Source organism: Paeniglutamicibacter sp. NPDC091659 (assembly GCF_044756805.1).
Lineage (GTDB): Bacteria > Actinomycetota > Actinomycetes > Actinomycetales > Micrococcaceae > Paeniglutamicibacter.
The window spans coordinates 154,522-174,807 of record NZ_JBIVTO010000009.1; the positions used below are offsets into that span (position 1 = coordinate 154,522).

14 protein-coding genes are annotated in these 20,286 nt (G+C 68.5%); 6 read left to right on the forward strand and 8 right to left on the reverse strand.

Features of this window, described 5'->3' with window-relative positions; translation table 11 throughout:
* Positions 1-233 precede the first annotated feature (233 nt).
* Positions 234-1,448, reverse strand: a complete 1,215-nt coding sequence (locus tag ACIQLF_RS16415; RefSeq protein WP_400300642.1) for a PDZ domain-containing protein — start codon at positions 1,446-1,448, stop codon at positions 234-236.
* A 223-nt stretch (positions 1,449-1,671) separates the two neighbouring features.
* Here ACIQLF_RS16415 and ACIQLF_RS16420 point away from each other — a divergent pair, with 223 nt between their 5' ends.
* On the forward strand, positions 1,672-3,150 hold the full coding sequence (locus tag ACIQLF_RS16420; protein WP_400300644.1) for a zinc-dependent metalloprotease: 1,479 nt from the start codon (positions 1,672-1,674) through the stop codon (positions 3,148-3,150).
* 120 nt (positions 3,151-3,270) lie between these two features.
* Here ACIQLF_RS16420 and ACIQLF_RS16425 read toward each other — a convergent pair whose 3' ends face one another.
* Positions 3,271-3,924: a M48 family metallopeptidase gene (locus ACIQLF_RS16425; protein WP_400300647.1), complete on the reverse strand. Its 654-nt coding sequence runs from the start codon at positions 3,922-3,924 to the stop codon at positions 3,271-3,273.
* A gap of 174 nt (positions 3,925-4,098) precedes the next feature.
* On the opposite strand from ACIQLF_RS16425, the gene ACIQLF_RS16430 reads away from it, so the two are divergent.
* Positions 4,099-5,187 carry a hypothetical protein gene (locus ACIQLF_RS16430; protein ID WP_400300649.1) on the forward strand — a complete coding sequence of 363 codons (1,089 nt, stop codon included), beginning with the start codon at positions 4,099-4,101 and terminating at the stop codon, positions 5,185-5,187.
* Between the two features lie 36 nt (positions 5,188-5,223).
* Here ACIQLF_RS16430 and ACIQLF_RS16435 read toward each other — a convergent pair whose 3' ends face one another.
* Both ACIQLF_RS16435 and nudC read right to left on the reverse strand, forming a co-directional pair.
* Positions 5,224-7,326, reverse strand: coding sequence for an ATP-dependent DNA helicase UvrD2 (locus ACIQLF_RS16435; protein WP_400300651.1), 2,103 nt, complete (start codon positions 7,324-7,326; stop codon positions 5,224-5,226).
* Between the two features lie 6 nt (positions 7,327-7,332).
* A complete protein-coding gene (nudC, locus tag ACIQLF_RS16440) occupies positions 7,333-8,292 on the reverse strand; it encodes an NAD(+) diphosphatase (protein WP_400300654.1) in 960 nt (319 codons plus the stop codon).
* 309 nt (positions 8,293-8,601) lie between these two features.
* Here nudC and ACIQLF_RS16445 point away from each other — a divergent pair, with 309 nt between their 5' ends.
* Both ACIQLF_RS16445 and ACIQLF_RS16450 read left to right on the forward strand, forming a co-directional pair.
* On the forward strand, positions 8,602-9,990 hold the full coding sequence (locus ACIQLF_RS16445; RefSeq protein WP_400300656.1) for a macrolide 2'-phosphotransferase: 1,389 nt from the start codon (positions 8,602-8,604) through the stop codon (positions 9,988-9,990).
* 148 nt (positions 9,991-10,138) lie between these two features.
* On the forward strand, positions 10,139-10,900 hold the full coding sequence (locus tag ACIQLF_RS16450; protein ID WP_400300658.1) for a hypothetical protein: 762 nt from the start codon (positions 10,139-10,141) through the stop codon (positions 10,898-10,900).
* Positions 10,901-10,976: 76 nt separating this feature from the next.
* Here the strand turns inward: ACIQLF_RS16450 and ACIQLF_RS16455 are convergent, their stop codons facing one another.
* From ACIQLF_RS16455 to ACIQLF_RS16465, 3 genes are read right to left on the reverse strand one after another with little or no spacing between them, the layout of a single operon-like run.
* A complete protein-coding gene (locus tag ACIQLF_RS16455; protein ID WP_400300661.1) occupies positions 10,977-14,450 on the reverse strand; it encodes an ATP-dependent helicase in 3,474 nt (1,157 codons plus the stop codon).
* An 8-nt stretch (positions 14,451-14,458) separates the two neighbouring features.
* A complete protein-coding gene (locus ACIQLF_RS16460) occupies positions 14,459-17,788 on the reverse strand; it encodes an ATP-dependent helicase (protein WP_400300664.1) in 3,330 nt (1,109 codons plus the stop codon).
* Positions 17,789-17,796: 8 nt separating this feature from the next.
* Entirely contained in the window at positions 17,797-18,198 is a 402-nt protein-coding gene (locus ACIQLF_RS16465) for an MGMT family protein (protein ID WP_400300667.1), read from the reverse strand.
* Positions 18,199-18,304: 106 nt separating this feature from the next.
* Between ACIQLF_RS16465 and ACIQLF_RS16470 the strand changes: the two genes are divergently transcribed.
* Positions 18,305-18,985, forward strand: a complete 681-nt coding sequence (locus ACIQLF_RS16470; protein ID WP_400300670.1) for a 3'-5' exonuclease — start codon at positions 18,305-18,307, stop codon at positions 18,983-18,985.
* Positions 18,986-19,004: 19 nt separating this feature from the next.
* On the opposite strand, the gene ACIQLF_RS16475 is transcribed toward ACIQLF_RS16470, so the two are convergent.
* A complete protein-coding gene (locus ACIQLF_RS16475) occupies positions 19,005-19,223 on the reverse strand; it encodes a hypothetical protein (RefSeq protein ID WP_400300672.1) in 219 nt (72 codons plus the stop codon).
* Positions 19,224-19,290: 67 nt separating this feature from the next.
* Here ACIQLF_RS16475 and ACIQLF_RS16480 point away from each other — a divergent pair, with 67 nt between their 5' ends.
* On the forward strand, positions 19,291-20,283 hold the full coding sequence (locus tag ACIQLF_RS16480; RefSeq protein ID WP_400300675.1) for a methionine ABC transporter ATP-binding protein: 993 nt from the start codon (positions 19,291-19,293) through the stop codon (positions 20,281-20,283).
* The last annotated feature ends 3 nt before the right edge of the window (positions 20,284-20,286 follow it).

Here is a 20,286-nt window from a genome sequence, read left to right on the forward strand (position 1 = left end):
GGGGCCTCCGAAGGGATTGCCAGTGCCAAAACTCAATTTTTACCTCACCGTTGGACCGATTCAGCACGCCGCGGAGGCGCACCTCGAACTAGGACTTGCTCTCCATTCTGCCCTGCATCCGGTGCAAGAGCTCAAAGGGCACAGCCATTCGTCGGCAATAGTGCGTAAATTGTGACCGTTGCCGGACAAAACCCGGCAAATCCCGCCCGAACCTGAATGTTTACTGAAAACCGTTACCGACAGGTGGGGAAGGATTCGGGGTCCTTCCCGCTGCCGATCCCCTCCACCGCGGCGCGCGCCTGGTCCAGGGTCTCGACCCTCACCACGTCCAGCCCAGCCGGGACCCGACCGACCACATCCGCGCAGTTCGCCGCCGGCGCCAGGAACACCTGCGCGCCGTTGGCCTTGGCGCCGACCATCTTCTGGGCGATGCCGCCGATGGGCTGCACCTGGCCGTCGGCGGTGATCGCGCCGGTGCCGGCGAAGTGCTTGCCTCCGGTCATGTCCCCCTCAGTCAGCTGGTCGACGATGGCCAGGGCAAACATCATGCCCGCGCTCGGGCCCCCGACGTTCTCCAGCCCGAACTTCACGTCCACCGGGAAGTCGAAGTCGCCGCCCAGCATGATGCCCAGCTGGCGCTGGCCGCCCTGCCCCGCGACGGTGTTGACGGTGACGGTGAGCGGCTTGCCGTCGCGTAGGATCTGCAGTTCGCTCGGCCGCTCCCCCGCCTTCTGCAGTTGGGCCTTCAGCAGGTCGAGGTCGGCGATCTTTGTCCCGTTGACGGCGACCAGCCGGTCCCCTGTCTTCAGCACCTTCGAGTTCTGTTCGGTGGCGAACCCCGCGACGGACAGGTGCCGGGTGAACGGGATGTCCAGCTCGTGCAGCGCCGCGGCCGTGGAGAGCTGCTGCGAGTCGTCCATCATCACGGTGTTCTGTTCGCTTTGCTGCTCGCTGGTGGTGCCGCGCGGCAGCACCATTTCCTCGGGCAGCACGTCCTTGTGCGGGTCGACCCACCCGGCGAGCACGTTGAAGAAGCCCAGCCGCTGCTGCCCGCCGCCCTGCACGTAGACGGTCGTCATGTCCAGTGCGCCGCTGGTCGGGTAGGTCGGCTTGCCGGTGATGCTCAGCATCGGGGTGCCGTCGACCTTGCCGATCGTGTTCAGCGCCGGGCCCGCCGATTCCACCACGAAGTGCGTGGGAAGCACCGTGGCCAGGGCGATGGTTCCCACGATGACCCATCCGGCGATCGACATGCCGCGGCGCGCGGCGGGGGCCTGCGGGGCACCATGGGTCCCATGGGTGCCCGGCGTGCCCGGGGCACCTGCTGCCAACGGGTTGCGGCGCCACAACGGCCGGTGGTCGGCGCCGTCGGGGTCGCCCGTCATCCGCGGGTTCGGGGCTGCAGCGTCGTTCTTCGGCGACTCCGGCGGTCCTGGCACTGCTGGCACTGTTCCTCTTTCACGTATTCATGTTGATCGGGCCTGCGGCGGGGAGGCTGTCCGTGCACCGCGGCCAATCGTCTGGCTCCGTTCCAGCCTACAAGCACGGGCGCCCGGGGCTCCCCCCGTCCGGGCCCCCGATGCCGGGTTCACAGCATTTTCCGATGTGCCGACAGCGAACTGGCTTCGCAGCCCGTGGGCCGATGCGCCGGGGCCGGGGTACCGTTGAAACATGGCTGAGAACCCCCCATCAAACCGTCCAGATGATTCCGAAAACAACGACGAGAACCCGAAGGACCCCTTCTCCGAAATGTTCGGCGCGTTGTTCGGCGGCGCGGGCGGATTCGACCCGAAGAACCTTCCCCCGGAGCTTGGCGAGGCCATGGGCATGGGCAACAACCCCGACGCCATGGCGCAGATGATGAAGCAGGCGCAGGCCATGATGGCGGCGATGTCCCAGGGCGGCTCCGGCCCGGTGAACTGGAAAATGGCGACCGACACCGCCCGCCAGTCCATCGCCGGCGACGACCCGTCGGTTTCCGCCGCCCGGGCCTCCGCGATCGCCAACGCCGCCCAGCTCGCCGACCTCTGGCTCGATGCGGCCACCGCCCTTGAGGGCGACGGCAGCACCTGCCGCGCGCTCTCCCGCGCCGAATGGGTCGAAAAGACCATGCCCGTGTGGAAGTCGCTGACCGAACCGGTGGCGATCAGCGTCGGCAAGGCCATCACCACGGCGCTGACCGAACAGATCCCCGAGCAGATGCGCCCGATGATCGGCGGCGCGCAGGGCATGCTGCAGTCCCTCGGCGGCACCATGTTCGGCATGCAGCTGGGCACCGCCGTGGGCGGACTGGCCAAGGACGTGCTGGGCGCCACCGACATCGGCCTGCCGCTGGCCGGCTCCACCCCGGCGCTGGTGCCGACCAACCTCGCCGCGTTCGGCGAAGGCCTGGAGGTCCCCGAACAGGAGATCCTGCTCTTCGCCGCGCTGCGCGAATGCGCCCACGTCCGCCTGTTCAACCGGGTGCCGTGGCTGCGTTCGACGCTGATCGGCGCCATCGAGGCGTACGCCCGCGGCATCCACATCGACATGTCCCGCATCGAGGACGCGGTGCGCGACATCGACCCGATGAACCCCGAGTCGATGCAGTCGCTCATGGGCGAGGGCCTGTTCATGCCCAAGCGCACCCCGGCCCAGGACGCCGCGCTGGAAAAGCTTGAACTGGTGCTGGCGCTCGTGGAGGGCTGGGTCGACGAGGTTGTTGCCGCCGCGGCGGTCAACCTGCCCAGCGCCGTGCCGCTGCGCGAGACCATTCGCCGCCGCCGGGCCTCCGGCGGACCCGCGGAGAACGCCTTCGCCTCGCTGGTGGGGCTCGAATTGCGTCCGCGCCGCCTGCGCGAAGCCGCGGCATTGTGGGCGCACCTGCTCGACGAGCGCGGCATCGAGGGCCGCGACGCCATCTGGGAGCACCCCGACCTCATGCCGACCGGCGAGGACCTGGCGGATCCTGCCGGGTTCACCCCGCGCCGCCAGCTTGCCGAGGCCAGCATGGACGACATCGACGCGGCGCTGAGCAAGCTGCTCTCCGGCGGCTTCGATGCGCCCGCGGCCGACGATGCTGCGGATGCCGAGGGCCGGGCGGAGGCCACGGATGCCGACGAGGACTCCGACGGCGACACGCCTGCCGGCGGGGAACCGCAGGGCAAGTAGTCCCGCCCGGGCCGCGTGGCCCGGAACGTACATCGTGAACGATGGCCGGCGGCTGCCGACCCACCTGATGGTGGTGTCGGCAGCCGCCGGCCATCGTTTTTGCGTTGAAGTGCGTGCCGGTCAGAACAGCCCGGGGTCCCCGGGATCCGTGTCGAACTCGTCGAAGTCGTCGTCGTCCCCGAACGGAAGACCGGCGGCCGACGTTCCCCCGGCCTGGGCGTGGGAACGTGTCGCATACCCGTGGCTCACGCCGGCGAGGAAGATGTTTGCGTCGTGGACGCGCGGGTAGCGGGACAGCGCCGCCTTGAAACGCGGCCCGTGGCCGTCGCGCGGCTCGACCAGGTGGGCCAGCTCGTGGGCCAGCACGTAGTCCTGGACCCACTGCGGCATGGCCCGCAGCCGGTCGGAGAGGCGGATCCTGCGGCTTCGCAGGCTTGCCGATCCCCAACGCCGGTTTTGGTTGCCGACCCAGCGCACCGAGGCGGGGGCCGCACGGCCGCCGAAGAGCTCGGCGTCCATGGTGCGCGCGCGGGCCAGCAGCAGCGCGTCGGCATCGGGCACCACCGCCCGGGCCACCTTGCGCTCGAGCTTCTTGACCATGTCCAGCACCAGGATCCGCTCGGCGTCGTGCGTCAGCTCCGCGGGAACGGAGACCACCATGGTGTTCTCCTTCCACACGGCGGAGATCGTCTTCCGGCGCTTGGTGGAGCGCACCACCCGGATCGGCGTGCCAAAGTCGTTCACAAACTCGATGGTCGATGGGTGCACTGGCATTGTCTGTTCCTTTCCGGCCCGGCGGGCCGCTGCTGGCCTCGGCCACGGCCGCTTCCGATACCGCGCATTCGGCACTTGCCCGCGCCACCTTGTGGATAGCGCCCCAACCCCGGCGGGACGATGCCACCATGGGCTGGTGGCAGCCGATCGGCTCACGATGAAAGGGGCAGCACCATGAGGATCAACCCGGGTTTACAGGTACTCAGCATAGTGGAGGGCACCATCCAGATCGGCACCGGGCAGCGCGCCCGGTGGATAACCGGACTGGACCCCGCCGAGCAGCAATTCGTGCTCTCGCTGTCCGGACGGGAACCGGTTGGCGGGCCCACTGAGGCGCCTGCCCTGCCGCCGGAGCGGCAAAACGCGATCCTGTCCGTCCTGCGCCCGGTGCTCATCGAACCGGCCGCGGATGCGCCGCCCTCGCCGGGGTCCTCCGTGGCTCCCGCCGACGCTTCTTCCGAGGCTTCCTCCGGTGCCGCGGCCACTGCCCGGGCCACTGCCGACGGGCCGGGCAGCTCCCGGCTCGCCCCGGACATCCTGCAGTGGTCGGCGGCCTACGAGCTGGACGCCGGGCCGGTGCTCCGGAAACGTGCCGACGCGCGGGTCGCCATCCACCACCTGGGCAGGACCGGGCAGATGCTGGCCGGCATCCTGGCCGCCTCGGGCATCGGGTCGCTGCTGCTCTGCGACGCCGAGCGCATGCAGCTTGAGGACCTCGGCGCGGCGACCACCGGCATCAACACCGTGGGGCAATTGCGCACCCGGGCCGCCTCGCGCGCGCTGGCGCAGACGTACCCGAGGCTCACGCTCGCCGAAACCGCGCGGCGCGGGCCCGATGCCGCGCCCGTGGACCTGGCGGTGGTGATCGCCGGCGGGCTGCTGCCGGACCTTGGCCTCCTGCCGCAGGACGATCGGCTGTTGCCGGTCCTCTTCACGGACGCAGGGGTGCGCATCGGGCCCCTGGTGATCCCGGGGCTGACCATGTGCGACGCCTGCGCCTGGGAACAGTGCGACCCCACGCTGCGCATCGTGCCGACCGGCGGGCACCTCGGGCGCCGGCATCCGGTGCGGCCCGAGGCCAGCCTCGCCGCCACCGCGGCCGGCACCGCCGCCACCCAGATCCTTATGGCGCTCGACGAGGTAAACGTGCCCGCGGCGGCCGAGGCCATGATCCTGGTCGACCTGGCCACCGGGGCCACCCGGCAGGTGCCGGCGCGCCAACGGCCTGGGTGCACCTGTCTGGACGGGCAGGAAGCAGCGTAGGGGCGGACGAAGTGGGCCGCGGGACCCTACGGCCCGTTACACCGATCCGAGGATCTGCAGGATCGCGTCCCCGTAGCGCTCCAGCTTGCCGGGACCCACGCCGGAGACAAGCCCCAGCGCCGCAAGGTCGCCGGGGTTCGCCTCCGCGATCGCCATGAGCGTGGCATCGGTGAAGATCACGAACGCCGGCAGCGAGTTGGCCTGGGCGATCTGCAGCCGCCAGGACCGCAGGTTCTCGAACACGGCCTCGTCGTACCCGGCCGGGCAGTTGCCGCAGCGCCCGAGCTTGCGCTCCGCCGCGCCGTTGAGCAGGGTGCCGCAGGTCCGGCAGGTCGGCGGCCCGGCGAGCGCCTTGCGCTTGGGCGCGCGTGCGGTCCCCTGGGTGCGCGAGCTGCCGGCCGGGCGAAGCCCGTCGAGGAAGCGCGAGGGCCTGCGGTGGGCGCGCCCACCGGGGGTCCGGGCCAGCGACCAGGACAGCGAGAGGTGGACGCGGGCGCGGGTGATGCCCACGTAGAGCAGCCGGCGTTCCTCGTCGTACCCGGCCTGGTCCTCGGCGAAGGAGATCGGCATGAGCCCCTCGGAGAGCCCGACCAGGAACACCGCATCCCATTCCAGGCCCTTGGCCGCGTGCAGCGAGGCCAAGGTGACGCCCTGGATGGTCGGCGCGTGCTGGCTGGCCGAGCGTTCTTCCAGCTCGGTGACAAAGGCGTGCAGCGTGAACGGGGTCTCGGCGTCCACCCGGGCGGCGGCCATCTCGTCGGCCAGCCCGACCAGCGCGGAGAGCGACTCCCACTTCTCGCGCACGGCTCCCCCTCCGGTGGGGGCGATGTTGCTGTAGCCCAGCGAGATGAGGATGTCGCGGGTGAGCTGCGGGACCGATTCGTCGCTTGCCGATCGCGAGGCGGAACGCAGCTGCAGCATCGCGTCGCGCACCTCGCGGCGGTTGAAGAAGCGTTCCCCGCCGCGCAGCAGGTAGCCGATGCCCTGCGCGGTGAGCGCCTGTTCGTAGGCCTCGGACTGCCCGTTGGTGCGGTAGAGGATGGCGATTTCCGATGCCGGGGTCCCGGCGGCCAGCAGCTTCTTGATGCGCGCGGCGACCTCGGCGGCCTCCGCTTCGTCGTCCTTGGCCTCGATGAAGTCCGGCTCCGGCCCGGGGTCGCGCTGGGCAATCAGCTCCAGCGGCGTCGGCCAGGCGATGTCGCGGTCCGGCACGCCCGGCTCGGGGCTGCGCGCGGCGAGCACCCGGTTGGCCAGGTGCACCACCTGCGGGGTAGAGCGGTAGTCGCGCACCAGCTTGACCACCGGGGCGTCCTGGTACTTCGAGGGGAAGTCCAGCAGGTGGCGCGGTGTCGCACCGGTGAAGGAGTAGATGGTCTGCGAGGAGTCGCCGACCACGCACAGTTCGTCGCGCCCGCCCAGCCACAGGTCGAGCAGGCGCTGCTGGAGCGGGGAAACGTCCTGGTACTCGTCGACCACGAAGTGGCGGTACTGTTCGCGCACCGAGGCGGCGACCCTCTCGTCGTCCTCCAGGATGGCGACGGTCAGCAGCAGCACGTCCTCGAAGTCGATGTACTGCCGGTCGGTCTTCACGTCCTCGTAGGACTGGAAGATGCGCGCGACCGTGGTGACATCGAGCCCGCCGGGCTGCCCGCGGTCGGCCGCGGCGGCTACGTAGCTCTCCGGGGTGAGCATCGAGACCTTCGCCCATTCGATCTCCGCGGCGAGGTCGCGGACCGTGGCGCGGTCGGCGTTGGTGCGCAGGCGCCGGGCGGCTTCGGTGATCAGCGGGGCCTTGTAGTCGACGATGCCGGGCAGCGTACCCCCGATGGCCTGCGGCCAGAAGTACTGCAGCTGGCGCAGCGCCGCGGCGTGGAAGGTACGCGTCTGCACCGCGCCGGCGCCAAGCTCGCGCAGGCGGGAGCGCATTTCTGCGGCGGCGCGCGCCGTGAAGGTGACGGCCAGCAGCGAGCTGGGCTTGTAGACGCCCGAGTGCACCCCGTAGGCGATGCGGTGGGTGATGGCCCGGGTCTTGCCTGTGCCGGCGCCGGCGAGCACGCACAGCGGCCCGTTCAGCGTGGTCGCCACCTGGCGCTGCTCGGCGTCAAGCCCGGCGAGGATGCGGTCTTCGAGGGATGACATGCGGTTCTAGTTCTCCAGGTGTTCGGGTTCGGGCAGCGCGCCGCCGTACCAGTCTTCGATCAGGGCGCTGGCGATGGAAACGCCGACCGGCACCCCGATCTCCCCGGAGCGGATCTGCGCGGCGAGTTCCTCGCGGGTGAACCAGCGCAGGTCGATGATTTCCACCCCGTCCGGGCGCAGTTCGGTGCCCAGGGCCGTCGCCGTGAACCCGAGCATCAGCGAGCACGGGAAAGGCCAGGGCTGCGAGCCCATGTAGCGCGGGTTGGCCACCGCGACGCCGGATTCCTCGGCCACCTCGCGAACCACCGCCGATTCCAGCGACTCCCCCGGTTCCACGAACCCGGCCAGCGTGGAGAAGCGCTTGCCGCCCCACTGGGAGTTCGCGCCAAGCAGCAGCCTGTCGTCCTTGTCCGTGATGGCCACGATGATCGCGGGGTCGGTGCGCGGGAAGTGTTGGGAGGCGTCGTTCGGGCAGGCTTTGACCCAGCCGGAGGCGGTCGATTCCAGCCGGTGCCCGCAACGTGGGCAGAACTGCATGGTGTGGTTCCAGTTGGCGATGGCGACGGCTTCCACAAAGAGCCCGGCATCGCGCGGCCCCAGCCCGGCGGCAACGTCGCGCAATCCCAGCCATTCGCCGGGGTCCGAACCGACATGTTCCTTGGTGAGCACCCCGGGATCGTCGTGGAAGGCGTGAAGCACGATCTCGCGCGCGCCGTCGAAGCCCAAATAGATCTCGGTCCCTCCGGCGGGGACCTGTGCCCGTGCCACAAGCTCCAGGGCGCCGTCGCGCACGTGCACCCTGCCGCCGACCATGATCAGGTAACCGGTTTGCGGGTCGTTGTCCAGCAGCTCCAACCAGTCGGTTTCGGTGCGCTGCTCGCATCGCCTGTCGACCGATTCGCGGGCCAGCGGCAGGGCCCCGAGAGCCGGGTGGGTCGGGCCTGCGGGCTGCGCTGTTTCACTCATACCCCTAACCGTACTGATCCGTACCGCCCAACGCCTACTCTCGGACACCCGCACGGGGTTTCTGTGCCCGACGGCACGCCGGCGCATAGGGCTTGTTGTGTGCTCCGGCGCAGGACCGAGAGCCGCTGAGGGTGGATGGCCTGCGGGGTCGCCCGATCGCCGCTCCGGGCATGGTCGCCCGCCAGGAGGTGGCGAATCGTTGCCGGCGCCACATCCAAGCTGGGAATCGGCTGGATATTGGGCGTAAATCACGCGACTCGCCGCTTCCCGGCAGGACGTGAACGGCACCGGCGGTCTACGGTGGAGGATGTGAAACGCTCTCCCATGGAACTCGCTGCCATCGCCACCGCCGCGGTCCCCGGATTGGCCCCCACGGGCGTGGCCTCATTGCCGGATGACAGTGATGATTTTGACTCGGTGCTCATAGTCGACGCCGCCAAAAACCGCTGGCGTGTCCGCTCGCCGCGCCATGACGAGGCCAGCATCCGGCTCGAATCCGAGTTGGCGGCGTTGCGCGCATTTTCCGCAGGCATTCGTGCCTCGCTTCCTTTCCAACTTCCCTCCGTCGCCGGCACGGTGCGCCAGGGCTCGCTGCGAACTTTTGTCTACAACCACCTCCCGGGCAAGCAATACTCGCTCGAGGACCTAGTGGGACTCGGTTCCCGCTGCGCCCAAGACCTGGGCGCCGTCATGGCCGCGATCCATTCGATGCCGAAGTCTGCCATCGACCGGGCGGATTTGCCGTCATATTCCTCCGAACAGGTGCGCCAGCGCCGCCTAAACGAACTTGACGCGGCCGCGACCACGGGCATGATCCCGTCCCGTCTGCTGCGCCGTTGGGAACATGCGCTGGAAGACGTAGCGCTCTGGCGCTTCAACTCAACCGTTATCCACGGTGACCTGCACGAGGACCAGCTCTTGGTCGAGGACGCCAAGGTCGTCGCCGTGACCGGCTGGACGGACCTGCAGGTCGGCGATCCTGCCGACGACTTCGCCTGGCTGGCCGCCGTGCACGAACAGGCCTTCGCCGATGCGGCACTCGAAGGCTATGTCGCGGTGCGCGGGGACCGTGCCGATCCGCACATCATGCGGCGCGCAGCGCTTGCCGCCGAGTTCGCGCTGGCGCAGTGGCTGGTCAAGGCCATTGCGAGCGAGGACGTCCAGCGTATTGCCGAGGCCAAGTCAATGCTTGAGGATTTGGACAACGACATCGCGGAATACGGCGGACAGCCGATCAGCGTGGTTGAGCCGCCGCGAGCCACGCGTGCCGAGGCCGTTGCAGCGTCTCCGGTGCCCGCGGCGGTTGCCGTCACCCCGCCGACGCCCGAATCGCCGGACGAATCGCGGGATGCCGAGGAGGCGGAACCTGCAACCAATGCCATCCGGCTGCTTTCCGCTCCAGTATCTGCGCCGATCCCCATCCCCATCCCGGTCCCGGTTCCGGCACAGCCCAAGTCCACACCTCGCGCCGATTCCATCGACGAAGGCGTATCGACGCGCGATTCCGACACGCCCGAACCCGAAGCGCAGCACGATGAACTGCCGAAGCCGATCAAGGCCGCTTCCGAAGTCGACTCGGCCGATCCAACTCTCATCAATGACACCAACCAGGACGAATCAGCTGAGGTCACCCCCGCCCAAAATGCGTCAGACCCCGACACGACCGCGATTCCGATCCAGCCTCGCGATCCCAAATAACGGGCAAGTGCCGGGCTAAAGCGACAATCTCCGCTCGGAACATCTGCACCAAATCAATTAGTCCATTCAGTAGACTTCACGGTGGAATCCCACGTTTAAGCGTCGGTGACCTGATTTTCCATCATCCTACGCACCGCGGAGACTCACCATGAAGAACCTCAAAAACAGAGCCCTGCTACTGACGGCTACTGCCGGAGTAATGCTGGCATTGACTGGATGCTCCACTGCATCCGACAAGCCGGCTGACACCACCACGGCAGCGGCCGAAAACACCCCGGAGGCCGTTCAGATCACGGTGCCGGACGCTAGTGAAATCTTCCCCAAGACGGCCGTCACTCTGAAAAATGCCACCTCGGTAACTCTGTCAGGCGACATGTCGAGGGGAACCGAAAGCGTGAAGATGAAGCTCTCCGGCAACAAGGACGGCTCCAACACCAAGGCGAACATCACTATGAAGGATGGCACTCTCGAGCTCCTGAGCATCGATGGCGCCAATTATCTGAAGGCCGACAAGAAGTTCCTCGCCAAGACGGCCGGCAAGGAAGCCGCAGGCATGCTTGCGACCATGGTCGGCGACAAGTGGATCTCTGTGAAGGATGCCAGCCAATTCGGCAACTTCAATCTGGGGTCCTTGCTCGACAACCTTGGCACTGACAGCATGATGAGCGTGGAGGCCCCGAAGGTCACGGCCAAGTCCGTTGAGAACCTCAACGGCGTGAAGACGTTCAAGTATGTCGGCAACGAAACCGATTTCTGGATTGCCGCTGAGGGCGAACCCTACCTGCTGAAGATCGAAGCAACGGGTCCGGCCAGTGCAGGGAGTGGAAACATGATGTTCAGCGACTGGAACGCGGTAGCACCGCACAAGACCCCCGCCACCGCTGAAGTCATCAGCATTCCGGGACTGTAGCCACGCCAAGATTGCCAATGGGTCGGGGAAACGATTCTTCCGTTTCCCCGACCCATTGTGCGTTCCACTGATTCGGCTAGCCGTTGAGCGTGCCTAGCGATTCACTGATCAATGCCTCGAGCTCAGCTTCCTCCGCCAGGTCATGAGGCCTGATGGTGATGCCGGAACCAACATAGTAGAACGCGGCGCGGACCTGTTCGACGTCGATGCCCAGCAGACGCGCCCAGCCCAGCCGGTAGACCGCCAGTTGCAACGACTTGCTGCGCAGGTCGTCCCCGCGCGGCACCCGACCGGTCTTCCAGTCGACAAGCAGCCATGATCCATCAGGCTCCTGGAAGACGGCGTCGATGCGTCCGCGCACGCTGACCGGTCCGATCCGTGTTTCGATCGCGGCCTCCACGTGGGCTGGCTGCCGATTGGCCCATTCGGATTTCAGGAACGCCTCCTTCATCTCTTCGAGGTCCAGCGCCTCGTCGATGTAGGCATCGGCCGCCCCCATGAACTCGCCAAGGTCTAGCATGCCGGTGGAGTCGAAATACTCCTCCAGCCAGGCATGGAAGGCGGTCCCGCGGCGTGCCGCAGTGCCCGGGCGGCGCGGAACCGGCCGGCGCAAATCGGCCAGCACTCCTTGGGCGTCCGTGGCCAGTTCGACGAACACCGAGGCCCGCACGTGCTTGGGCACGCTGGTGGTCCGCACTTCCGCGGCCTCGGCCGCCAGCCGCGCCACCAACAGGTTCGTTTCCTTCAGCCACGCCTCGCCGATGGGTGTCTGCCAGGATGCATCCACTTCACCGGCCACGGCGGCAGCTTCATCGTCGGTGGCTTCGACGGCTTCGGCGGATTCTTCGGATGGCGCTTCGGGCGACACCACGCGCGTGGCAACCGGGAACCCGGCGGCACCGAGCACCGAACGGGCTGCCGCCTCGAGTGCGGCGCGGCGCCCCGGCGGACGCGGGCGAACCGTTCCCCCGCCGACAACGACGGGTCCCTCCAGCGGGTCGTACGGCCAGCGCGCCTCCAGCGGTTCCTCGCGGAAGGGGTTGGCTTCCGGGGCCTGATCATCCTCGACCCATGTGGTGATGTGCGCCGAGGGGGTCCGGCCGTCGGCCAGCGGCAACATGTCGCCGAGGAAGCCGGAGGGCTCGGTCATCTTGGTGCGGGTGCCGGTCCACACCGTGGCCGAACAGATCAGCAGGCTCTTGGCACGGGTCAGCGCCACGTAGGCCAGGCGCCGTTCCTCCATTTCTGCGTGGGCGAGTACCTCGGACTTGAACATGCCCTCGGCCTTGACGACGTCAAAAAGGGACTCCTGGTCGGTGTCCCACTGCGGCAGGTCGTGCTTGTCCCCGCGCAGCGGCCAGGGCAGGGCGGCGTCGCCGCTGGTCCAGCGCGAATCGTTGGCGCTGGGGAACACGCCGTCGTTCATCCCGGTCACCGCCACCACGTCCCACTCCAGGCCCTTGGAGGCGTGGATCGTCAGCAGTTGCACGGCCTCGGGGTTGGACTCGGCCTGGACGATCGCCAGCCCGCCCTCCTTTTCCGCGGCGGCCTCAAGCCAAGTGAGGAACCCGGCGAGGTCCACGCGCAGCGAGGAACGGGCGTAGTCCTGGGCGATGTCGGCGAACGCGTCGAGATGGCGGCGCGCCTCGTGGATGCCGACGCCGGGCTTGGCGGCGACCTCCAAATCAAGTCCCATGGTGCGTTCGGTTTCGCGCAGCAGCGTTTCCAGGTCGTCGTCGATGAAGCCGCGCAGGTAGCGCAGCTCGTCGCGCAGCCTGGTCAGCCGGGACAGCGCCTCGGGGCTGAGCGCACGCCCGTCACCGCTGACCCAGTCGCGATGCGGCAGGTAGTCAAGCGCCTCGACAAGGCTGGCGGCGTCGTTGAGTTCGGCGCGGGCCTCGGCGCGGATGATCTCCTCGGTGCCGTCGGGCCGCTCCAGGTTCTCGGTTCCGCCGTCCTTCAGCGCGAACTCGCGGCGCCGGGCCAGGAAACGCGACCAGTCGGCGAAGGCCATCAGGTCGGCCGGGCCGATGCGCCAGCGCGCCCCGGAGATCAGCCGCAACAGGTGGTCCGAGCGGTTGGGGTCAACCAGCACGTTGAGCGTGGCCACCAGGTCGGTGACCTCCGGCATGCTCAGCAGGCCGCCGAGGCCCAGGATCTCGTACGGGATGCCGGCGTCCTCCAGCCCGCGGGCGATCGGGGTCAGCTGGGAGCGCGTACGGCAGAGCACCGCCATGGTCGGGTGCTTGCCGTGTTCCTTGGTGAACGATTGGCGCTCGGCGATGAAACGCTGCGCCAGGGCCGCCGCCTCCTGGGCGCCGGTGGCGTAGCGGGCCATCTCAACGACACCGACCCCGGCAAAGGCGCTGGGCTTCAACGACGGCACCGCGATGCCGGAGACCGCCGCGGAATTCAGCCGCGCGGAGACGGCGTTTGCGGCTTCCAGCACGTTGATGGAGTTGCGCCAGGCGGTGCTCAGGTAAGCGATGGATGCCGGGCGCAGGGCATCGCCGTCGATGGCGGGGAACACGGTCGGGAACCGGAAGAGCTGCCCGGCGCTGGCGCCGCGGAAGCCGTAGATCGACTGGTTGGGATCGCCCACGGCGGTCAGTGCGTGCCCTCCGCCGAAGATCGAGGAGAACAGCACCATCTGGGCGTGCGAGGTGTCCTGGAACTCGTCCAGCAGCACCACCTTGAACTTGGCGCGCTCCCCCTCGGAGGCCTCGGGGATCTCCTGGGCGATGCGCGCGGCCAGTGCGACCAGGTCGCCGTAGTCCAGGGCGCCGCGCGCGGCCTTCGCGTCTGCGTAGTCCACGGCCAGCTCGGCGATGGTGGAGCGGGTGCGCAGCTTGTCCAGCAGCTTGCGCGCCTCCACCGAGGGCGCCGCATGCTTGTCCACCCGGTACGGCAGGGCCTCCAGCCGGGCCACCAGATCGTCCACCCAGGCCTTGGCCTCGGTGGGCGGCATGAGGTGTTCGGCGCATTCGCCCGCGAAGGTGACAACCGCGTCGATCAGCGTGTTCTTGGAGGAGGCCAGGTGTTCGTAGTCGCCGGCATAGTTTTCCACCACTGCGGCGGCGACCTGCCAGGCCTGCGCGGTGCCGAGCAGCGCGGTGTCGGATTCGACGCCGATGCGCAGACCGTGTTCCTTCACGATCGTGTTGGCGTAGGAGTGGTACGTGGAGACGCTGGGATCCAGCAGCCCTTCCCCCTCCTCGAGTTCCAGCAAACCGGAGCGGGCAAGCTTTTCCAGCTGCCCGCGGATGCGCTGGGCGAGCTCCCCGGCGGCCTTGCGGGTGAAAGTCACGCCGAGGATCTCCTCGGGGCGCACCAGCTTGTTGGCCACCAGCCAGATGACGCGGTCGGCCATGGTCGCGGTCTTGCCGGACCCGGCGCCGGCGATCACCAGCAGCGGCTCGAGCGGCGAGGAGATGATCGCGGACTGCTCGGCGGTGGGCTGGTGCTGCCCGAGCAAGTCGGCAAGCTCCTCCGGGGAGTGGATGCGGGCGGGTTCCTGCCCGCCGGGCAGGTCTTCCTGTGCTTCTGTCATGGGGTGGCTCACGGCTCGGTCACCTGTTTTCCTTCGCTGCAGAGCGGACAAATGCTGGGCAGCCGGCAGCTGCTGCCGCTGCGCCCGCCGCGGGCGGGGTCGTGCCGGCTCAGGAAATCGGCCTCGCCCATCAGCTCGGCGGCCTGGAGCACCATGGGGGTGGCCCAGTCCTCGTCGGTGATCGGCGGTTGGGCCTGCTCGCGCGGGCTCTTGGTGTTGGTGCCCAGCTGTACCAGCGAGGCCCCCGCGGGTTGGGTGGTCAGTTCCTCGGCGGTCTTCCCGGCGAGCGCCCCGTTGATGACGGCCGCCTGGTAGGCGCCGAGCTGCGGGTGGCGTTCGACGTCCTTGCCGCTGGGCTGGGACTTGCCGGTCTTCAGGTCGACGACCCAGGGGTTGCCGGCCTCGTCGGCCTCCACCCGGTCAACCACCCCGCGCAGCAGCGCGTCGCGCTTCTCGCCGGGGATCGTCACGTCGAACGGGATTTCCCGCCCGATGAGCCTGCGGTTCTCCGTGCGCATCATGACCGAGTACTGGGCGAGCTTCTTGAGCATCGCCTCGGCGCGCTCGCGGTCGCGCGCACCCTCCCAGTTCTCCGGCATCTCGAGTTCGGGCCAGCGCTCGTCGAGCACCTCCAGGTACTGTCCGCCGCTGGCCTCCGGGTGTTCCTCGGCGATCGAGTGCACCAGGGTCCCAAGGCTCCGGGCAAAGTCGGTGGCGGCTTCTCCCCCGGCGGCCTGCACAAACCAGTTCAGCGGGGAGTTCATGACCGACTCGACCTTGGAGGGGGAAACCTTCACCGGTTCGCCCACCGGCGTGACCGGTCCGTGGCTGGTGGCCTCCTGCAGGCCCCACCAGCTGTTGGGGTGCACGCCGCGGATCGGGAAGGGCGCCTTGAGCAGCATGGCAAGGGAGCGGGCGGCGTCGGCGTGCAGCGGGGCCCGCTCCGGGTCCAGGGCGGTGGCCTCGGCTGCCTGGCGCAGTTCCGCGACGAGCGCGCCGAGCGTGCGCGGACGCGGAACGAAGACCGGGCGCCGAGGCTCGAGCGCCCCGTGCGGGTCCACCACGTCCAGGAACGAGGATGGCTGCGCGTCCTCGGAGGCGACCGCGATGCAGACGACCTTCCGGCGGGCGCGGGAGAGCGCGTTGGCGAAGGTGCGCAGCTCGTCGGCCCGGGTTTCACGCAGCCGGGCGGCGATGTTGCGGGTGGGCAGGATCTGCGGGCCGTGCTCGATGACGTCGCTGAGCGCGCCGCCGCCCAGCAGCTCGCCACGCAGTCGGGTGTTGGGCCAGATGCCCTCCTGCATGCCGGGGATCAGCACCAGGTCCCACTCGCGCCCGGCCGCCGCGGCGGTGGTGAGCACCTGCACGGAGGCGGCGGACCCGCCGCGGTTGGCCAGGGTGTCCATCGGCAGTTCCTGGCCCAGCACGTGGTCGACGAATTGCTGCACGCTGGAGCCTGGGAGCTGGTCGACGAAGCGTTCGGCACCCTGGAAGATCGCGAGCATCGCATCGAGGTCGTGGTCGGCGCGGGCGCCGAGCACGCCGCCGTTCAGGGCCGCCTCGCTCCATTTCTCGGCCATGCCGCTGGCGGCCCACAGCGCCCAGAGCGCGGTCTCGGCGTTCACGTTGGCACCGGCCAGCTCGCCCTTCAGCGCCTGGTACATGCGGGCCAGCCGCCTGGCACCGGCGGCCTCCCGGCCCATGGTCTCCAGCAAGGGAAGCTGTTCGAGCATGCCGGCCAGTAGGTCGGCGCTGGAACGCTGCCCGCCCCCGGCCACCTCGTGGCGGCGCAACCCCTGGCGCAGCCGCCGCACGTCCAGCGCCGTGGAGTTCGCGTAGCGGGACATCAGCAGTTCCTGGAGCAGCAGCGGATCGGGGATCTTCTCCGGGTCCAGCGCCAGCTGCATCAAATCCAGCAACGGACGCACCGCAGGCTCCTCGCGCAGCGGCGTTTCCGCCGGCGGGGTGTTGACCGCGATCCCGGTCCCGGCCAGGTACTTGGCCATGGCCCGCACCTGGCCGCCGTTGCGCAGCACCACGGCCATGGAGTCCAACGGGCGCCCGTTCATCAGGTGTTCCTCGAGCAGCCGCTGGGCGACCAGGCGCTGCTCGTGGATGGGCGAATCGACGAGCAGGACCTCCAACGCCGCAGGGTTGCCGGTCGCGTCGGGCTCCACGGTGTCGCTGTGGGCGAGCCCTGCATCGGTCTCGGCAGCCACGGCGGCGTCGGCATCGGGGGTTTCTGATTCAAGCTCGCTTGCCACGAGCGTCCTGCCGGCGGCGCCGGCGGAGACCGGGATGCGTCGGGCCACCCGGCCCCAGGCCTCCGCCAGCCCGGGGTTCAGCCGGTAGGACGTGCACAGTTCGAACGTGCGGGCCGGCGCCTTGTCGGTGCCGTGCAGCGACCCGAAGTCGCCCAGCAGGTCGGGGCGCGCGCCGCGGAAGCCCTGGACGACGTTGTCGGGCACGGCAAAGGCGACCAGGTCGCGTCCGCGGGCCAGCATGGAGAGCAGCTTTTGCTGCGCCGGGTTGGCTTCCTGCAGGTCATCGACCAAAACCAGGTGCAGGCGCTCGTGCTCGGCGGCCAGGAATTCCGGGTTCGATTCCAGCAGGTACGCGGCCTCGGCGATCAGCCCGGCGGGGTCGAAGGCCTCGGCGCTGCCAAGGTCCAGCAGGTCCCGGTACTCCTGGTAGAACTGCGCGGCCGCAACCCATTCGGGGCGGTGTAGCTCCTCGCCCAGGTCTTGCAGTTCGCCCGCGTCGAGCCCGTGTTCGGAGACGCGGTCGAACAGCTCGCGCAGTTCCTTGCGGAAACCGCGGGTGCCGACGGCCTCGCCCAAGGAGGACGGCCATTCCGGCGCGGGGGTGAAGCCCTGCGCGTGCCCCTCCAGGAGATGCCCGATCAGCGTGTCCTGCTCGGGGCCGGAGAGCAGCCGGGGCGGGCGCTGCAGCTGCGGCAGCAGCCCGTCGAGCCGCGCGCGGCGGATCAGGTCGAAAGCGTAGGCGGACCAGGTGCGCACCGCGGGTTCGGAGAACGTCTTTTCGGTGCCGGCTGAGAGGTCGTCACGCAGCTGGGCCGCTGCCAGACGCGTCGGCGAAAGCACCAGGAGGTGCTCGGGGTCCAGCCCGCGATCAAGCCGCGAGGTAAGCATGCGCAGCAGCGTCGTGGTCTTCCCGGTGCCGGGGGCGCCGAGCACCAGCAGCGGGCCGTGGCCTGCCCCCAGGTCGATCAGTTCCTGTTGCGCGGGGTCATCGGCGCAGCCAGCTACCCCGGTGAAGGTTTCGTGTTCAGGCACCGGGGAACCAGTCGCCCGGGAATCCATCGTGCGGGAATTCATGTTCTCCATCAGATCAGTGGTGTGCGACGTTTTGGAACCGGCAGCAGGGCCGCGACCTCGTCGATGCGCAGGTGTTCGGCTTCGCCCGGCTCCCACCGAGCATCTTTCATGAGGACGCCGGAACCGCGCCGCGGCGTGCCCTCGGCAGCCCATTGGACCTCGGCCCGGACTTGCAGGTCCCCGGGCAGGGTGCCGTCGGCGCGCAGCACCCGCCACCAGCACACGGCCGACCCCGACCGGGACATGGCCTTGCCCACCTGGCGCGGGCCGCCGGAACCGAGCAGTTCGGCGATATCCCCGTAGGAGAGCACCCTGCCCGGCGGGATCAGGGCAGCCACCTCAAGCACCGCCTCGTCGTAGTCGAGCCGGCCGCCGAATTCCTGCTGCCCATCGGCAGCGCTTTGCACCATGCATCAAATCTATCCGGCATTGCATGCCCGTCCTCAACGCCGCCGCGGTGTCGTGCGCCAAGGCGTCGTGTGCCAAAGTGTCCGCGATCCCCGGTAGCGTTGTTACATGACTTCCTGGCATACACTCCCCCGCGCCGCATTCGACCTTGAAACCACCGGGCGCGATCCGCTCGATGCACGCATCGTCACGGCGTCGATCGTCGTGGTCAACGGCCGCTCCGAAATCCTGCACACCAAGGAATGGCTGGTGAACCCCGGGGTGCCGATCCCGGTTGAAGCCAGTGAAATCCACGGCATCTACACCGCCCAGGCCCAAGCCGAGGGCACGGACGCCGCAACTGCCGTCGCGGAGATCTCCGCCTACCTTGCCGACCTGTTCCAGACCATGCCGGTCATGGCCTTCAACGCCGCCTACGATTTCACCGTACTGGACCGCGAGGCGAGGCGCCACGGCGTGGCCCCGCTGGCCCCCGCGCCGGTCATCGACCCCTACATCATGGACAAGCAGGTGGACAAGTACCGCCGCGGCAAGCGCAACCTCTCGGTGATGAGCGAGTTCTACGGCGTGCAACTGCTCAACGCCCACACCTCGCAGGCCGACGCCGTCGCGACCATCGGCATCGCCGACGCGCTGGCCGAGAAGTACCCCAAGCTGCAGCTCGACCCGTTGGAACTGCACGGCGCACAGGTCTCTTGGGCCGCCGAACAGGCAGCTGGCCTGCAGGAATTCTTCCGCCGCAAGGACCCCGCAGCGGTTGTCAACGGCGAGTGGCCGGTGCGCAACTGACGCTCAGGCCAAGCCGGAATTAGTCCGGTACAACCACATAGAAACAGCACAGCGCCCGGTGAACGTGATTCAGTTCACCGGGCACCTCTGTGCCCTCGCTCACCATGCGGAGTGCTGCCGGGTCGTCGATTTCTTCGACGAAGCGCTTCCTGATGCAACAAATCGATGGCGGCAAACCGGATGCACCCGGTTCGTTGCGCAAAATTACGCCGAGGAGCCACGATTGCGCCGCAATCATTCGACAGTGTTTCAATATGTAGTACCCCTTTTTACTTTTTGCATCTTGATTGCCGAGGACACCCCTTTTGATCACAGTTACCGACCTGCGCAAGGTCTACCAGCAGGGCGATCGCACCGTCGTCGCCCTCGACGGTGTCTCCTTGCACGTTGATGCCGGCCAGATTCACGGCATCATCGGCCATTCCGGCGCCGGAAAGTCGACGCTGGTGCGTTGCCTGACCCTGTTGGACCGCCCCACCTCCGGGTCCGTTGCAGTGAACAACAAGGAACTCGCCAACGTTTCCGATGCCGACCTGCGCACCGCGCGCCGCCGCATCGGCATGGTCTTCCAGCACGCAAACCTGATGGATTCGCGCACCACCGCGCAAAACGTCGCGTTCCCGCTGGAACTCATCGGCACCCCGAAGGCCGAGATCAAGGCCAAGGTCGCCGACCTGCTGGAATTGGTGGGCCTGACCAAGTTCGCGGACGCCTACCCGTCCCAGCTTTCCGGCGGCCAGCGCCAGCGCGTGGGCATCGCCCGCGCCCTGTGCTCGGATCCCGACGTGCTGTTGTGCGACGAGCCGACCAGCGCCCTGGACCCGAAGACCACCGACGAGATCCTTGAACTGATCAAGTCCGTGCGCGACCGCCTGAACCTCACGGTGCTGATCATCACGCACGAGATGAACGTCGTGAAGCAGGCCTGCGATTCGGTGTCCCTGCTTGAGGCCGGCCGCATCGTTGAGCACGGCGACATCCAGAAGGTCGTCGCCGACCCGGCGGGCCGCCTGTCCCAGGCCCTGCTGCCGATGCCGGGCGACCTGCCCGACAACCTTCCGTCGGGCACCGTGCTGGACCTGCTCTACTCCGGAACCCAGGCCACCGAGCCGGTGATCTCCTCGATCGCCCGCACCTTCGATGTCGATGTCAACGTGCTGGCCGGTTCGGTCGAACACCTCGGCGAACACCAATTCGCGCACCTGCGCATCCAGCTTCCCGAAGGATCCGACATCGCCGCCATCACCACCCACCTGCTCTCCAACGGCGTTGCAGTCACCGTGAAGGAGGCCAAGTAGGAC

Excerpts from the sequence above, each read along its gene's own strand:
- ACIQLF_RS16430 (WP_400300649.1), top strand. The coding sequence starts at position 4,099 with ATGAGGATCAACCCGGGTTTACAGGTACTCAGCATAGTGGAGGGCACC.
- ACIQLF_RS16470 (WP_400300670.1), top strand. The coding sequence starts at position 18,305 with ATGACTTCCTGGCATACACTCCCCCGCGCCGCATTCGACCTTGAAACC.
- nudC (WP_400300654.1), bottom strand. The coding sequence starts at position 8,292 with ATGAGTGAAACAGCGCAGCCCGCAGGCCCGACCCACCCGGCTCTCGGG.
- ACIQLF_RS16435 (WP_400300651.1), bottom strand. The coding sequence starts at position 7,326 with ATGTCATCCCTCGAAGACCGCATCCTCGCCGGGCTTGACGCCGAGCAG.
- ACIQLF_RS16420 (WP_400300644.1), top strand. The coding sequence starts at position 1,672 with ATGGCTGAGAACCCCCCATCAAACCGTCCAGATGATTCCGAAAACAAC.
- ACIQLF_RS16455 (WP_400300661.1), bottom strand. The coding sequence starts at position 14,450 with ATGACAGAAGCACAGGAAGACCTGCCCGGCGGGCAGGAACCCGCCCGC.
- ACIQLF_RS16460 (WP_400300664.1), bottom strand. The coding sequence starts at position 17,788 with ATGAATTCCCGCACGATGGATTCCCGGGCGACTGGTTCCCCGGTGCCT.
- ACIQLF_RS16475 (WP_400300672.1), bottom strand. The coding sequence starts at position 19,223 with ATGATTGCGGCGCAATCGTGGCTCCTCGGCGTAATTTTGCGCAACGAA.
- ACIQLF_RS16450 (WP_400300658.1), top strand. The coding sequence starts at position 10,139 with ATGAAGAACCTCAAAAACAGAGCCCTGCTACTGACGGCTACTGCCGGA.
- ACIQLF_RS16425 (WP_400300647.1), bottom strand. The coding sequence starts at position 3,924 with ATGCCAGTGCACCCATCGACCATCGAGTTTGTGAACGACTTTGGCACG.
- ACIQLF_RS16465 (WP_400300667.1), bottom strand. The coding sequence starts at position 18,198 with ATGGTGCAAAGCGCTGCCGATGGGCAGCAGGAATTCGGCGGCCGGCTC.